The sequence below is a fragment of the Paracoccus mangrovi genome, assembly GCF_042648425.1.
GTDB lineage: Bacteria > Pseudomonadota > Alphaproteobacteria > Rhodobacterales > Rhodobacteraceae > Paracoccus > Paracoccus mangrovi.
Genome location: NZ_JBHRXJ010000017.1, coordinates 43,072 through 56,945, shown reverse-complemented (window position 1 = coordinate 56,945; position 13,874 = coordinate 43,072). Strand labels below are relative to the sequence as shown.

At 65.5% G+C, this 13,874-nt stretch carries 14 protein-coding genes; all 14 read left to right on the top strand.

What is annotated here, in order from left to right:
- The first annotated feature begins 535 nt into the window (after window positions 1–535).
- The 14 genes from ACFOMH_RS17715 (at window position 536) to ACFOMH_RS17650 (ending at window position 13,838) form a co-directional block, all read left to right on the top strand.
- Window positions 536–1,006, top strand: coding sequence for a hypothetical protein (locus ACFOMH_RS17715; protein ID WP_272020336.1), 471 nt, complete (start codon window positions 536–538; stop codon window positions 1,004–1,006).
- Between the two features lie 75 nt (window positions 1,007–1,081).
- Entirely contained in the window at window positions 1,082–1,417 is a 336-nt protein-coding gene (locus tag ACFOMH_RS17710) for a hypothetical protein (RefSeq protein ID WP_272020337.1), read from the top strand.
- Complete coding sequence (locus tag ACFOMH_RS17705) at window positions 1,414–1,710, top strand: hypothetical protein (RefSeq protein WP_272020338.1); 297 nt, start codon at window positions 1,414–1,416, stop codon at window positions 1,708–1,710. The genes ACFOMH_RS17710 and ACFOMH_RS17705 overlap by 4 nt, the downstream gene beginning before the upstream one ends.
- A gap of 422 nt (window positions 1,711–2,132) precedes the next feature.
- A complete protein-coding gene (locus tag ACFOMH_RS17700) occupies window positions 2,133–2,297 on the top strand; it encodes a hypothetical protein (RefSeq protein ID WP_170152199.1) in 165 nt (54 codons plus the stop codon).
- Between the two features lie 175 nt (window positions 2,298–2,472).
- Window positions 2,473–2,841: a thermonuclease family protein gene (locus tag ACFOMH_RS17695; RefSeq protein WP_272020339.1), complete on the top strand. Its 369-nt coding sequence runs from the start codon at window positions 2,473–2,475 to the stop codon at window positions 2,839–2,841.
- Between the two features lie 97 nt (window positions 2,842–2,938).
- Window positions 2,939–3,496, top strand: a complete 558-nt coding sequence (locus ACFOMH_RS17690) for a hypothetical protein (protein ID WP_272020340.1) — start codon at window positions 2,939–2,941, stop codon at window positions 3,494–3,496.
- A 60-nt stretch (window positions 3,497–3,556) separates the two neighbouring features.
- On the top strand, window positions 3,557–3,973 hold the full coding sequence (locus ACFOMH_RS17685) for a hypothetical protein (RefSeq protein WP_272020341.1): 417 nt from the start codon (window positions 3,557–3,559) through the stop codon (window positions 3,971–3,973).
- Entirely contained in the window at window positions 3,966–4,610 is a 645-nt protein-coding gene (locus ACFOMH_RS17680; protein ID WP_272020342.1) for an antitoxin of toxin-antitoxin stability system, read from the top strand. The genes ACFOMH_RS17685 and ACFOMH_RS17680 overlap by 8 nt, the downstream gene beginning before the upstream one ends.
- A gap of 157 nt (window positions 4,611–4,767) precedes the next feature.
- A complete protein-coding gene (locus ACFOMH_RS17675) occupies window positions 4,768–9,117 on the top strand; it encodes a strawberry notch-like NTP hydrolase domain-containing protein (RefSeq protein ID WP_377746136.1) in 4,350 nt (1,449 codons plus the stop codon).
- Complete coding sequence (locus tag ACFOMH_RS17670) at window positions 9,117–10,160, top strand: DUF7146 domain-containing protein (protein ID WP_377746135.1); 1,044 nt, start codon at window positions 9,117–9,119, stop codon at window positions 10,158–10,160. Before ACFOMH_RS17675 ends, ACFOMH_RS17670 begins: the two co-directional genes overlap by 1 nt.
- A gap of 336 nt (window positions 10,161–10,496) precedes the next feature.
- Entirely contained in the window at window positions 10,497–11,432 is a 936-nt protein-coding gene (locus tag ACFOMH_RS17665; protein ID WP_377746133.1) for a DUF2493 domain-containing protein, read from the top strand.
- 162 nt (window positions 11,433–11,594) lie between these two features.
- Complete coding sequence (locus ACFOMH_RS17660; protein ID WP_377746131.1) at window positions 11,595–12,011, top strand: hypothetical protein; 417 nt, start codon at window positions 11,595–11,597, stop codon at window positions 12,009–12,011.
- Between the two features lie 710 nt (window positions 12,012–12,721).
- Window positions 12,722–13,123, top strand: a complete 402-nt coding sequence (locus ACFOMH_RS17655) for a single-stranded DNA-binding protein (RefSeq protein WP_377746129.1) — start codon at window positions 12,722–12,724, stop codon at window positions 13,121–13,123.
- 466 nt (window positions 13,124–13,589) lie between these two features.
- Window positions 13,590–13,838, top strand: a complete 249-nt coding sequence (locus ACFOMH_RS17650) for a helix-turn-helix domain-containing protein (RefSeq protein WP_377746128.1) — start codon at window positions 13,590–13,592, stop codon at window positions 13,836–13,838.
- Window positions 13,839–13,874: the final 36 nt, after the last annotated feature.

Sequence of the window (13,874 nt, the reverse complement as noted above, 5' to 3'; positions counted from 1 at the left end):
ATCCCGTCCAGGAGATCACCGAAATGACCCAGCAAGCCCGCTCAACCCTGTTCGCCGGCGCCCGCACCGCTATCGTGACGGTCACGCTTCCCTTCGTCTGCACCTCATGCCGTGCCGATATTCGGTCGGTTCGAAGTCCCAGAACCTGCCCTGGTTGCGGCGGGGACGACTTCGCGCTGGCCCGTTCCCCGGCATCCGAAGTCGTTTTCGTCGCCGATCCGGGTCACGGCTGGCTGCTTGTCACACCCGAGAGATACCGCGCCTATGGCCTGAAAGCCGCGCGGATCTCGCCCTCTTCCTGTTTTGCACCGGATGGTTGCCTCTTCGCGCTGGAAGAGGACAGCGATGCCGAGATTTTACTCAAGGCATTCCGCGAACATCACGGTGTCATGCCTTTCATCGTCGAACGGTTTGAAGACCCCTGCAAGATCCGCAACTGGCTGCATTTTCCTGCGGCCCGCCGTTAGGGCGACGCTTTTCCATCCCTCACAGGCCCGGCCTCGCGCCGGGCCATTCTCGTTTCAGGAGACAGATCATGTCCGCTTCCCTCATCTATGATATCGCCCCCTTGGGCAGCGTTGTGGAATTTTTCGACGAAACACCCCGGCCTCCGGATCGCTTCAGGAGAAAGCTCTCGGCCTGGCTCAATACCAATGGTTCTGGGCGTCTCGTCGAAAAGCGGCCCGGCCAAGTGCGGGCGAGCCACAGCTTCCCGCCCACCTTCACCCTGCATATCGCGGACTACGGCGGTCGGGGCGTCATCGTCCTGACCGTTCGACGCACCTTTGACATCGACACCGGCCTGCGCTTCCGGGTCAAGGAGCGCCCGAAAGCCGGTCAGGCCCGTGTTGTCCAAAGCATCGGCGACGGCATCGAGATGCTGCATCTCGCCGAAAACAGGGAGGCTGCCGAAGCCTGGCTGGCCAGCAAGACCGGATATAGCCGCGCACGTATCGAGGAGGTCACGGTGCAGGAAGCTGGTTCGGTCGAGGGCCGCGTGGCCTGACCGATCCGCTCACTACCATTCCCCTGGCCCGCTGTCGCAGGACGGCGGGCCTGTTTCATTTCAGGAGAGATGACAATGCCGACCGACACCAAACCCGCTCCCGGCCCATCCGCGCCGCAGGCCGTTCACGTCGCAATCTACGAACACCCCCACGGAATGGATGTCCGTGTCTATGCTGACAGAGATCATGCCCTGAGCTGGCGCACGGCCATTGCCAAGGCATGGTGGAACAATGCTTATTGCGACGCTGCGCCGCCGGACGATGAGATCGGCGAGGAATACTTCGACCGAATGCTGGACCACGGCGAAGAGTTCTTCACCATAGAGAACTGCATTCTCAAAACCCGCGGTGAGGTCTCCGATGATCCCGGGAGCCTCGATCCGGATATCGAAGGCGGGGGCACACCATGATGAGCGCCGATGAAATCTTCGCCGAGGACCGCCGCAATCCGCCCTCGGAGCGGTCGCTCCCCTGGAAGGAAACGCGCGGCGGCATTACGGTCATCGTGGAGCCGAAACCCCATTGGGCCGAGGACATGCGCGCCTTCCGGCTCGATATCCGCGAATATTGTCGCTATGCCGACTGGACCGCACACGGTGCCCGGACCCGCTTCTACGGGCATATCGATACGTCCGGCGACGATGTGATGATGAAGGCCCGGGCCATGATCGCGCGCGAGATCGCCGACGGGTTCTGGGACTGACGCCCCGCACGCGATATTTCCGAGACCTGGACTGACGGGCGCGGCGCATGCCGCGAGGGATTCAGCCCCTGCTTCACCATTGCGCCATCCCTTCGAATTTGCGGATAATGGATGCCGCCCCCGGCCTGGAACACGATCCCAAAGCCAGCGCGGTCGCAAGGCTGGCACGGCGAGGCATCTGCGACAGGGCACCGGCAACCTGTCAGGGGCAAAGAACCACCCCCGCTTCCATTCGCAAACCCTGGTCCGATCCGTCTCTTTGGCAATCAACCCCAAGGGGTCGGCTTGACGCTGCGCGTGCCGCCCTCGCGGATTCGGGACAAGCCCGAACGCCCGAGGGTGATTGCAGATCCGGTCGGACACTTCGGGCGCCTGTCGCGCGGGGGATGGTCCCCTGCCTCCCAAGACAGGAGCCGGAACCCATGTCCTATGCAGATGCCACCGCCTTCGCCGCCAGCCTCGCCACCACGCTGATGGTTTCGATCATTGTGTTTCAGGCCGGGGACGGCACCCATGGCGCTATGCCCGCCGATGAGTTCGATGGCGACGAGGAAATGGTGAAGCTGGAACTGGATCCCTTCGGGTAAGGCGCGAAAGCGCCTCACCCCGACGGCCCGCCGCCCAGTCGCAGCCGGGCCTTCTCCCGACAATCGCCGCCGATTGCCGCTTGCCTGCCGGTTCGCGTTGCGATCTCGACCCGCATCGGAAAGAACCGTCGGCGATCCCACCGATTTCGCTCCTTCAAGATGAAAGCCATTCGCCATGCTCAGCCATATCGTCGTTTCCGTCCTGCTCTGCACGGCGTCTTGCGAATCCGCCGAGATCCGTGTCTGGGACGGGGATTCCATCCGGCTCGGCACGACGCGGCAATCCGAGGCGGTCCGGATCTTCAACATAGACGCCCCCGAGATCGAGGGGCAATGCGCGTATGAAACCGATCTAGCGCTGCAATCGAAGATCAGGCTGGCCGGGCTACTTAACGGCCAGCGGGTCGAAATCCTGCGCCAGGGGACGGACCGCTATGGTCGGACCCTGGCGGCGATCCGCGTCGAGGGCCGCGATGTCGGAGACATTCTCGTCAGCGAGGGGCTGGCCCGAACCTGGGCGGGCCGCCGAGAACCGTGGTGCTGAACCACCCCGACCCAGAAGAGTGAGAGGGCGGGCCGGTTGGCCGTGACGGGTTGCAGGCGGAAGAGAGGCTTCCGCCGCCCGTCGTGGAGCAAGCCCCATGACCCTTTCCCACCAGCCCGGTTTTACCGCCATCGGCGCCATCATCACGCGCGAGGTGCTGCCTCGGCTTCGCCATGCGCAGAAGCTGCCGCTTCGTCTCTCCTGCATCGGCACCGCCGGTTATAAAGGCCTCGACGGCGCCAATGAATTCGACCGCACGGTCATCATCGGCCAGTCCGCGTCCGTCGAAGAAGCGGTGATCCTTGCCAGCCAGCGCGTGGCGCACGGCGATATTGGTATCAGCACGGATGATACGCTGCGCTTTCGCCCGCGTGTCATTGTCATTCAGGACGGCGATCTCGGTCTGGTTCTCGCTGGAGAGGTCCGGGCTGGAATCATCGTCTGGCAGCAGCCGGTCGCCTCAGACGCGGAGGCCCGCCGCATCGTCACCGAAGCCAGCCGCTTGCGCGGGCTGGCCTTCGCCGCCTCCGGTCGGGCTGATCACAGGGCAGCCCGCGATCATCGTTATCGCGCGAGCCTGCTCGAGGCACGGCTGGTCGATCCCTATTGGCGCGAGACTGCCGCGGACCTTCTGCGTCTGCCGCAGGCCGCCTGACACCCTCTTCCACATCCTCGCCTGGCCCCGCGCCGGGCTTTCTCGTTTCAGGAGCCCGACATGGCCAACTATTTCACCCATTTCTCCTGCCTGCTCGACGTAGGCACCCCGGAAAACGCCGCCCACGCGCTCGACCTCTACAACGCGCTGTCGGAGGAAAATGCCGCCGAAGATCCTCCCTCGGAAGGATTCCTCCTGTCGATCCAGCCCGAGCATGGCGGCACCCAGCTCTGGATACGCGATGATGAGACCGGCGACCCCGAGCATGTGATCCAGTTCATCAAACGCTGCGCGGCCGCGTTCCGCCTGACCGGCCTATGGGGCTTCCAGTATGCCACCACATGCTCGCAAGCTCGGGTCAACGCCTTTGGCGGTGGTGCGCATGTTCTCGACCTCGCCACCGGCAAGACGATCGCCTGGACCTATACCGATGGCTGGCTCGCCGAGGTTCTAGATGGCGGTGATCCCGATGCCTGAAGTCATCGAAACCACCGTCTATCGGCTCGCCGAGCTTTCCGACGAGGCGAAGGACAAGGCTCGTGCGTGGTATTGCGAGGGCGGCTTCGGCTACGACTGGAATGATGCCGTCTATGAGGACTTCCAGCAGATCGCGGAGATCCTCGGCATCGACTTCAAGACCCGTTCCGTGCGTGTGATGGGAGGCGGATCGCGACAGAAGCCCTGCATCTTCTTCTCAGGCTTCTGGTCGCAAGGCGATGGTGCCTGCTTCGAGGGCTACTATTCCTACCGGAAGAACGCCTCGGCCGAGATTCGGACCCATGCGCCACAGGACACGACCTTGCATGGCATCGCCGACGCCCTTCAATCCGTGCAGCGGCGGAATTTCTACCAGCTTCGCGCCGAGGCAACGCATCGCGGTCGCTATCACCACGAATATTGCATGGCGATTTCCGTCGACCGCGACAGTCCGACATATCAGGACATGACCGCCGATGCCGAGGATATCGTCATCGAGGCGCTGCGCGATCTCGCCCGCTGGCTCTATCGTCAGCTTGAACGCGAACACGAATACCTGACCTCGGACGAGGCGGTCGACGAGAGCATCATCGCCAACGACTACACCTTCACCGCCTCCGGCCGCCGGTTCGGCTGATTTCGACAAGCGCCCCGCCTGACGGCCGGGCGCTTGCTTCATGCCAGCCGGCGCCACGGTTTCAGAGGGAGAGTGGGGCCGGAAGGGACTGGAGCCTGTGCGGTCGAGAGAGAGCGCTGCGCGGCTCGGTCCTTTTCCGCTCTCCCGAGGAACCCTGATGAACATGATTTCCGCATCCGCGGCGGCGTCCGCCACCGCGCCGCTTCCGCTCGACCATGACGCCGAGACCGCATCGCGCGTCTTCGCCGCGGCCGGACTGCTGCTGCCGCATCTGGAACACGGCCAGCGTGTCGATGCCGCCGCCCTGCGCGCTGCCATGGAAGCAGCCTTCGGCGCGTCCGACGCCACTGGCGCCTGGACCTGGAAGCTGGCCTATGACGCCTGCGAGGCGGCGACCGTTCTCTTCCTGCGCAAATACGGCAATGCGCTTTTCCGTAAGGCCGGGTCTCCGGCGGCGATCCTGCCGCAGCTCGGCAAGATCGCTGGCCTGATGCCGACGCATACGCGCCGGTCCGAGGAAGCCCAGACCTTCCAGCAGTTCTCGACCCCGATCCCGCTTGGGTTCGCAGCGATGACGGCGGCGGCGATCACGCCCGCCGACCGTGTGTTGGAGCCCTCGGCCGGAACCGGGCTCCTCGCCATCCTGGCCGAGATCGCCGGGGGCACGCTGCTCGTCAACGAACTCGCCGAGGCGCGAGCCAGTCTCTTGTCTTCCCTCTTTCCGGCCCTGTCCGTCACCCGGTTCGACGCCGCGCAGATCGACGATCATTTCGATGCCGGCCTGATCCCGACCGTGGTGCTGATGAACCCGCCGTTCTCGGTCATGGCCAATGTCGTGGGCCGCAGGACCGAGGCCGCCTTCCGCCATGTCGCCTCGGCGCTGGCGCGCCTGGCGCCCGGCGGGCGGCTCGTGACCATCACCGGGGCGAGTTTCGCACCCGACAATCCGGCCTGGACCGCCTCCTGGACCCGGCTGCAGGAACGCGGCCGCGTCTGTTTCTCCGCCGCCATCGACGGATCGGTCTATGCCAAGCATGGCACGACTGTTCCGACCCGGCTCTCCGTCATCGACAAGCTGCCGGCCGAAGATGCGGCGGTGTTTCCGGCAGCGCCTGGTGTGGCGCCGGATGTCGCCACGCTGATGGATTGGCTGGCCGATCAGCTTCCGGCCCGGCTTCCGGTCGATCCCGGCCTGGCCGTGCCGGTGGCACGACCAGCCGCGCCGCGCACCGTGCGCGGCTATGTCAACCGCGCCGCGAAACCTGCATCCGCCGCGCCGCTGGCCGAGCCGGAGGGCATGCCGCTTGCCTATGAGACCGTGGATTGGGCGCCGGCGGAGGACGGCCGCCTCTCCGATGCGATCTATGAGGACTACGGGCTTCAGACCATCCGCATCGCCGGGGCACAGGCGCATCCGACGCAACTCGTGCAATCCGCTTCGATGGCGAGCATCGCGCCACCGAAGCCGAGCTACCGGCCGGTGCTGCCCGAGGGTATTCTCGGCAAGCTGTCCGAAGCGCAGTTGGAGACGGTGATCTATGCCGGCGAGGCCCACGGCGGATTCCTCGCCGGAGCCTGGACGGTGGACGATACCTTCGACACCCTGTCGGCCGCACCAGAGGACGCCACGGGCGCCATCCGTTTCCGGCAGGGCTTCATGATCGGGGACGGCACCGGCGTCGGCAAGGGCCGGGAATCGGCAGCGATCATCCTCGACAATTGGCTGCAAGGGCGGCGCAAGGCCGTCTGGATCAGCAAATCCGACAAGCTGCTTGAGGACGCGCAGCGCGACTGGTCGGCCCTCGGCATGGAGCGGCTGCTGGTCACGCCGCTGTCGCGATTCCCGCAGGGCAAGCCCATCACGCTCAACGAAGGCATCCTATTTTTAACCTATGCTACGCTGCGCTCCGATGATCGCGGAGAAAGGGTTTCCCGCGTCAAGCAGATCGTCGAATGGTTGGGCTCCGATTTCGATGGAGTCGTCATTTTCGACGAGGCGCATGCCATGCAGAACGCCGCAGGTGGCAAGGGAGAACGCGGCGACGTCGCCGCCAGCCAGCAAGGCCGTGCCGGGCTGCGCATCCAGCACGCGCTGCCCGATGCCCGCGTTGTCTATGTCTCGGCCACCGGCGCCACCACCGTCCACAATCTCGCCTATGCGCAGCGGCTCGGTCTCTGGGGCGGCGAGGATTTCCCATTCTCGACCAGGGCGGAGTTCGTCGAGGCGATCGAGGCCGGCGGCGTCGCGGCGATGGAGGTGCTGGCGCGCGACCTGCGGGCGCTTGGCCTCTACACCGCCCGCTCGCTGTCCTTCAAAGGCGTGGAATACGAGTTGCTCGACCACGAACTGACCCCTGAACAGGTCCGCATCTACGACAGCTATGCCGATGCCTTCGCCATCATCCATAACAATCTCGATGCGGCGATGCAGGCCGCCAACATCACCGGCGGCGAGGGCGGGTCCGGCACGCTGAACCGGCAGGCCAAGTCCGCCGCCCGCTCGGCCTTTGAGAGCGCCAAGCAGAGGTTCTTCGGGCACCTGTTGACGTCGATGAAAACCCCGACGCTGATCCGGTCCATCACGGCCGATCTGGAAGCGGGACATTCTTCCGTCATCCAGATCGTCTCGACCGGCGAGGCGCTGATGGAACGGCGGCTGGCAGAGATCCCCACCGAGGAATGGGGCGATCTGAAAATGGACCTGTCGCCGCGCGAATATGTCCTGGACTACCTCGCCCATTCCTTCCCGGTGCAGCTCTACGAACCCTTCACGGATTCCGAGGGCAACCTGTCCTCGCGCCCGGTCCATCGCGACGGCCAGCCGGTCGAGAGCCGCGAGGCCGTCGCCCGGCGCGACGAGATGATCGCCAGCCTCGCCAGCCTGCCGCCGGTTCCCGGCGCGCTGGACCAGATCATCCAGCATTTCGGCACCGACACGGTGGCCGAGGTGACGGGCCGCTCGCGCCGCATCGTCCGCAAGCGCGGTGTCACTATCGAACGCCTGGTGGTGGAGAACCGGGCCGGTTCGGCCAATCTGGCCGAGACCCAGGCATTCATGGACGACGCCAAGCGCGTGCTGGTGTTCAGCGACGCCGGCGGCACCGGACGCTCCTATCACGCCGAGCTCTCGGCCAGGAACACGCGGCTGCGCGTTCACTACCTGCTCGAAGCCGGTTGGAAAGCCGATGCCGCCATTCAGGGTCTCGGCCGCACGCACCGGACCAACCAGAAGCAGCCGCCCCTGTTCCGGCCGATCTCGACCAACGTGAAGGCCGAGAAACGGTTCCTGTCGACCATCGCCCGCCGCCTCGACACGCTGGGCGCGATCACGCGCGGCCAGCGCCAGACCGGCGGCCAGGGCCTGTTCCGACCCGAGGACAATCTGGAATCGCACTATGCGCGCGACGCGCTGCGCCAGCTTTATCTCCTGCTGGTGCGCGGCAAGGTCGAGGGTTGCAGCCTTGAGCGGTTCGAGGCTGCGACCGGGCTGAAGCTGATGGACAGCAACGGCATCAAGGACGAACTGCCCGGCATCACGACCTTCCTGAACCGGCTGCTGGCGCTGACCATCGAGCTTCAAGGCGTCCTTTTCACCGCCTTTGAAGGGCTGCTGACGGCCCGCATCGAGGGCGCCATCGCGTCCGGCACCTATGACGCCGGGCTGGAGACCCTGCGCGCCGAGAGTTTCATCGTCACCGACCGGCAGGTGATCTATACCCACCCCCGCACCGGGGCGGAAACCAGCCTGTTGACGATCACCGAACGCAAGCGGAACCGGCCGGTGACGCTCGATGCGGCCCTGACCGAACTCGACGACCCGCGCGCCAAGCTTCTGGTCAACGAGCGTTCCGGCCGGGCGGCGGTGCAGATCCCCACCACCAGCACCATGCTGGACGATGGCGAGATCGAGCGCCGCGTCCGCCTGATCCGGCCGATGGAGGCCCATAACGTGCCGGTCAGGATGATGGGCGAGACCCATTGGGTCGAGGCTGACCGCGACGTCTTCGCCTCGGCCTGGGGGGCAGAGGTCGCCGAGGTGCCTGAGTTCGCCGACAGCACGCTGCATATGGTGACGGGTCTGCTGCTGCCGATCTGGAAGCGGCTGCCGAACGACTCCACCCGCGTCTATCGGCTCCAGACGGATGCCGGCGAGCGCATCATCGGCCGCAAGGTCTCGCCGGCCTGGGCCGCGAACGCCACCACAACGGGCATCGCATCGGTCACGCCGGAGGATGCCTTCGCGGCGCTAATGGGAGGCAGGACGATCCTCGATATTGCCGAGGGCCTCCAGCTTCGCCGGGTCCGCGTCATGGGAGCGAACCGGATCGAACTGTCGGGCTTCTCCGACACGATGCGCCAACGCCTCACGGCCTATGGTCTCTATCACGAGATCATCTCCTGGAAGCTGCGCATGTTCGTGCCGATCGATGCCGCCGGCCCTGCCGTGCTCGCCAAGGTTCTCGACCGCTGGCCGGTGGAACGGATCGGCGAGCGGGAGGCGGCCTGATGCCCCGTCACGACGCATCCGAACTGGCGATCCGCCTCGCCCGAGAGGCCGAGGCGGTCTGCCGCCACTACCTATCGTCCGGCAATCGTGCCGGACGATACTGGCTCGTGGGCGACGTGCTGAACACACCCGGCCGCTCCATGTTCGTGCGCCTGACCGGGCCGGACTCCGGCAAGGGTGCGGCAGGGAAGTGGACCGATTCTGCGACCGGAGAGCATGGCGACCTGCTCGACGTCATCCGTGAGGCGCTTGGTCTTGCCGACTTCAAAGACGTGGCCGAGGAAGCGCGCCGTTTCCTCGCTCTCCCGCGTCCCGAGCCGGAAAAGCCGTGGGCGCCGCCCGGCAGCACCTCCAGCGTGGCATCCGGCTCGCCTGAAGCGTCGCGCCGCCTCTTCGCCATGGCGCAGCCGATCAGCGGCACGCTCGCGGAGATCTACCTCAACGGTCGGGCGATCACCGCCCTCTCCGGCACCGCCGCGCTGCGCTTCCATCCCCGGTGCTACTATAGACCTGACGAGCACTCGCCCACCGAGATCAGGCCGGCGCTCGTCGCCGCCGTCACCGATCTGGCCGGCCATCAGACCGGCGCGCATCGCACCTGGCTCGCGCCCGACGGTTCTGGCAAGGCGGCTGTCGAGACACCGCGACGGGCGATGGGCGACCTTCTCGGGCACGGTGTCCGCTTCGGCACTCCCGATGAGGTGCTCGCCGTCGGCGAGGGCATCGAGACCGTGCTGTCGCCCTTTCAGGTCCTGCCCCGCATGCCGATGCTGGCGGCGCTTTCGGCCGCTCACCTCGCTGCCGTCCTGTTCCCGCCGTCGCTGCGCCGGCTCTATGTCCTCAGGGATCGCGACCCGGCCGGGGACGGCGCCAGAGACAGCCTGCTTGCCAGAGCAGCCGATCTCGGGATCGAGGCGATATCGCTCACGCCGCGCGAGGGCGATTTCAACGATGATCTGCGACGCCACGGCGCCGATGCCCTCTGGGCGGCCCTGAAGGATCAGCTTCGTCCTGAAGACGCCCGCCGGTTCATAGAAAGGTGAGGGTGTAATCGGCCCCGGAGGCGCTGCCCGTCCCGTCGCCTGCCGGTTTCGCTCACCTGTCATCGGCAGACGCATCCTGCGTCGGAGAGTCCCGCGCCCACGGCCTTCTGAGAGGGCGATCGGCGCACAAGCGGGCCGGGCAGGCAATGGCCGGGAGCGGACTATTTTCCGCCGGCGGGGCAGGCCCCGCCTTTGCATCGCGAAAGTCAAAATAGCCCGCTCCCGGCCATCAAGGCCCTCGCGGAGCGGGCGAGGGCTGCCAACCCGTCCCGCCCGTGCGCTTCGACGCCTGCGAAGGCCGCGATGGGCGCGGTCTCCAGACGAAGGATGCCACCGATGACGAACGAAACCGAATTTGCAGGCGACGAGCCGGTCCACACCTCCTCCCAGACCGATCACGCCCTCACCGAACTCCAGCTCTACGGCTGGCGCCCGTTCCAGGACGAACCCGATCCCCGGCCCCTTCCCGAGGGCAATACCGTCGCCGCTGCCGTCACGGATATCTTCGATGCCCTCGTCGCGACGCTCGGCGACACCCGCCTCGAACCCGACCTCGAAGAGCTGCTCTGGGGCGCCGTCAATCTCTTCCACCGCGCCACCGGCCGGGTGGAACGCGATCTGGACATGAACGAGCAGGCGCAGCGCCGGCTTCAGCGGGAACAGGACGGCAGCGAGGTGAAATCGGTCGAACTCGAACGCCTCACGGCCGAGGGGCAGACCCTGATCGAACGGCGCGCCAGCATGGAACTCTTCCGCGACATCGCCGCCGAGGCTTTCGAGCACCACACCGGCAGCGCCTGGCGGCCACGCACCGGCTCGATGGTCAATCATCGCAACCTGACCGCCGCGATGATCGACAGCCGCGACTTCCTTGCCGCGAAACGCCGGGCGGAAACCGAGGTGATGCTGCCCGCCGGCCCGAAGGTCGCCCTGACCGGCGGTGCCGACTTCAACGATCACCGGCTGATCTGGGCGAAACTCGATCAGGTCCATGCCAAGCACGCGGACATGGTCTTGCTGCACGGCGGCTCGCCGAAGGGCGCCGAATTGATCGCCTCGCGTTGGGCGGATCACCGCAAGGTGCCACAGGTCGCCTTCCGGCCCGACTGGACGAAGCACGGCAAGGCCGCGCCCTTCAAGCGCAACGATCAATTGCTGGACGTGCTGCCGGTCGGCGTCCTCGTCTTCCCCGGCACCGGGATTCAGGAGAACCTCGCGGACAAGGCCCGCAAACTCGGCATCCCGGTCATGAAGTTCGACGGCGGCGCGTAAGCGCCGCCCTCTGGCGGCCGAAAGGCCGCCAAACCTTGACAGTCGGCCCGCATCCGCCTTTGATGGAGCATCCTTGAAGAACCGGCGAAGCAGCATAGTCGCAGGTGGAGCGCATATTCCGGCAGCCTGTCGCGCAACTCAACCGTTCCGCTGGAGGTTTCCATGACGCTGATCCTGCTCGCCATTTCACTGACCATCACCGCCTGCGTGATCGCCTTCAACCTTGCGATCTATGCTTTGCCGGTGATGGCCGCCATCACCGCCGCGCAATATGCCTGGGGTGCGGGAGCCGGCGTGCTTATGTCCGGCCTTGCCGGCGGCGGCGCCGCTCTCCTGTCGATTGCGCTGGTGATCGCTGTCCTCGGCTTCGCCAGGAACCCGATCCTGCGCTTCATCGCGCTCGCGCTCTTTGCGGTGCCCGCCGTGATCGCGGGCTATGCTTTGGTCTATGGCATCACCAAGAACTCGATCGACTCAGTGTTGCTCCTCAACCTCCTCGGCGGCACGGCCGGTCTCGTGATCGGCATTTCGGCCGTCATCAATCTCAACGCTCTCGGCGAGTCCGTCTTCTCGCGTTGAAACGGCGGCAGCGACTTTTGTTCCTGCCGCAAAGCCCGGCGGCTTGCGCCGCCGGGCTCCGGGCTTCCGGCACAAATGATGGGCAGTCGGTTCATCGTTGAACTCGCCCCATCTCTCCCGGCCTGCTTCGCCCGCACGGAAATCTGTCATCGGCATGATCGGTGCCTCAGTCGGGCGATCCTGCCCCGATGACCCTTCCACTTCGTGTAGTGGATGCGGCTGCAATCACCTTCACCGCCCTTGCCACAACGCTTCTGGACCGCCACGGCCATTGAAGGCGAAGCCTTTCCATTCCGTGCCCAAGAACCCGATAGGGGACCCGTTCCCATCCCGAATGACGGACCTTCCTGCGCGACCACGAGGCTGGCCGGCAAGAGAAGGGCGTGCGCTGGCGCCGTGCCGCGTGTTGCGGGTTCAAGGGCCTGTCTGTTCGCTGTTGCCGGCGAGGACGATGGATCTGCTGTGCGTCCCCGTTTTCGCGTTTTCCGAGGCACCAATCCCTCCGACTGACTGATCCCCTAAGTCCGTTCGGTTTCCACCAGCAACCCCCGCGGCTCCCAGCCGTGTTGCCGCGCGGGGCGCGGCTGCCCGCTCCACCTGGGGCCTTAGGGGCGAGCTGCCGCAAGGGCGGCAGTTGCGGGAGTCTCCCGACGGCCTTGGCCGGGTCTCGTCGGAGGGATGGTCCCTCCGAGAAGCAACGGAGACTTACAATGCAGAACATCGTCATCCTCGCCGGCAACATCGGCCAGTCCCCCGAAACCCGCAACACCCAGGGCGGCACCGCCATCACCCACTTCACCCTGGCCACCTCGCGCCCCCGCTACGTGGAAGGCCGCGTCCTTCGGGACGAGAACGGGTATCGGGTCCAGGACACCGAATGGCACCGCATCACCTGCTTCAACGGCCTCGGCAAGACGGTCCAGGAGCATTGCGACAAGGGTATGAAGGTTCTGGTTCGCGGCCGCATCCACTACACGAAGTGGAAGGACCAGCAGGGCAATGACCGCTACGGCACCGAGATCATCGCCGAGACGGTCGATTTCCTGAGCCGGGCGAAGCAGACCGAGAACGACGAGGGCAAGTTCATCGACGACGATGACATCCCGTTCTGAGCCGGAAGTCCGGAACCCGGCGGCGCAAGCCGCCGGGCCTTTCCACGTTCACCCGCGCGGCCGCTGTTTCACCGCAAGAAATATAGCCCCGACGAGCGGATCGATTGCTCGACAGCGCTTATGAGAGGGGGGCAGACCGCCCCTCTCAAGCTCTCCCCACAAAGGAAGGTGCAAGCCCCCTCCTTCAAACTTCCTCCCCAAGGGAAGAGCTGAAGCCCCTCCCTTGAACCCTCCCATGGGAAGGAGGCGACGGTTCCCTCGCCCTCCTTCCCAAGCCCATCCTCCTCTCCCTGACCCTTCGGAAACGTCGCAGCTACGCAGCAACCGAATCAGATAGACGGCAATACGGCCAAGTTTCACCAAACAAGGCGTTTCCGCGCAAAAACAGGCTGGCGCAACAGCACAGAACGACTAAAATAGTCGTAGTTCTGGAGTGCGTGCAGGTCCGAATGGGAGGTGATCATGTATGATCACCGCCCGACAGTCACGGGCCGCGCGCGCGTTACTGGGTTGGACGCAGGAGACGCTCGCTGACAAGGCCCGCGTATCATTGACCGCGCTCAAGCGCCTCGAATCCGAGAACGGACTCGAGGTGTATGAGTCTACGCGCGATGAAGTACGCCGGGCACTCGAAGCGACCGGAATCGTTCTCCTGTCCACCGACAAGGGCGAAGGCGTGCTGCTGCTCCACGATGGCAGCAACGCGAAGCGGTAATATTGTTGTCTCTGCGACGACGCGCTCTTGTCAAAA

What these genes read in the sequence shown, in the direction of transcription:
- ACFOMH_RS17665 (WP_377746133.1), top strand. Translation starts at nt 10,497, where the DNA reads ATGACGAACGAAACCGAATTTGCAGGCGACGAGCCGGTCCACACCTCC.
- ACFOMH_RS17650 (WP_377746128.1), top strand. Translation starts at nt 13,590, where the DNA reads ATGATCACCGCCCGACAGTCACGGGCCGCGCGCGCGTTACTGGGTTGG.
- ACFOMH_RS17670 (WP_377746135.1), top strand. Translation starts at nt 9,117, where the DNA reads ATGCCCCGTCACGACGCATCCGAACTGGCGATCCGCCTCGCCCGAGAG.
- ACFOMH_RS17710 (WP_272020337.1), top strand. Translation starts at nt 1,082, where the DNA reads ATGCCGACCGACACCAAACCCGCTCCCGGCCCATCCGCGCCGCAGGCC.
- ACFOMH_RS17695 (WP_272020339.1), top strand. Translation starts at nt 2,473, where the DNA reads ATGCTCAGCCATATCGTCGTTTCCGTCCTGCTCTGCACGGCGTCTTGC.
- ACFOMH_RS17700 (WP_170152199.1), top strand. Translation starts at nt 2,133, where the DNA reads ATGTCCTATGCAGATGCCACCGCCTTCGCCGCCAGCCTCGCCACCACG.
- ACFOMH_RS17680 (WP_272020342.1), top strand. Translation starts at nt 3,966, where the DNA reads ATGCCTGAAGTCATCGAAACCACCGTCTATCGGCTCGCCGAGCTTTCC.
- ACFOMH_RS17715 (WP_272020336.1), top strand. Translation starts at nt 536, where the DNA reads ATGTCCGCTTCCCTCATCTATGATATCGCCCCCTTGGGCAGCGTTGTG.
- ACFOMH_RS17660 (WP_377746131.1), top strand. Translation starts at nt 11,595, where the DNA reads ATGACGCTGATCCTGCTCGCCATTTCACTGACCATCACCGCCTGCGTG.
- ACFOMH_RS17675 (WP_377746136.1), top strand. Translation starts at nt 4,768, where the DNA reads ATGAACATGATTTCCGCATCCGCGGCGGCGTCCGCCACCGCGCCGCTT.
- ACFOMH_RS17685 (WP_272020341.1), top strand. Translation starts at nt 3,557, where the DNA reads ATGGCCAACTATTTCACCCATTTCTCCTGCCTGCTCGACGTAGGCACC.
- ACFOMH_RS17690 (WP_272020340.1), top strand. Translation starts at nt 2,939, where the DNA reads ATGACCCTTTCCCACCAGCCCGGTTTTACCGCCATCGGCGCCATCATC.
- ACFOMH_RS17655 (WP_377746129.1), top strand. Translation starts at nt 12,722, where the DNA reads ATGCAGAACATCGTCATCCTCGCCGGCAACATCGGCCAGTCCCCCGAA.
- ACFOMH_RS17705 (WP_272020338.1), top strand. Translation starts at nt 1,414, where the DNA reads ATGATGAGCGCCGATGAAATCTTCGCCGAGGACCGCCGCAATCCGCCC.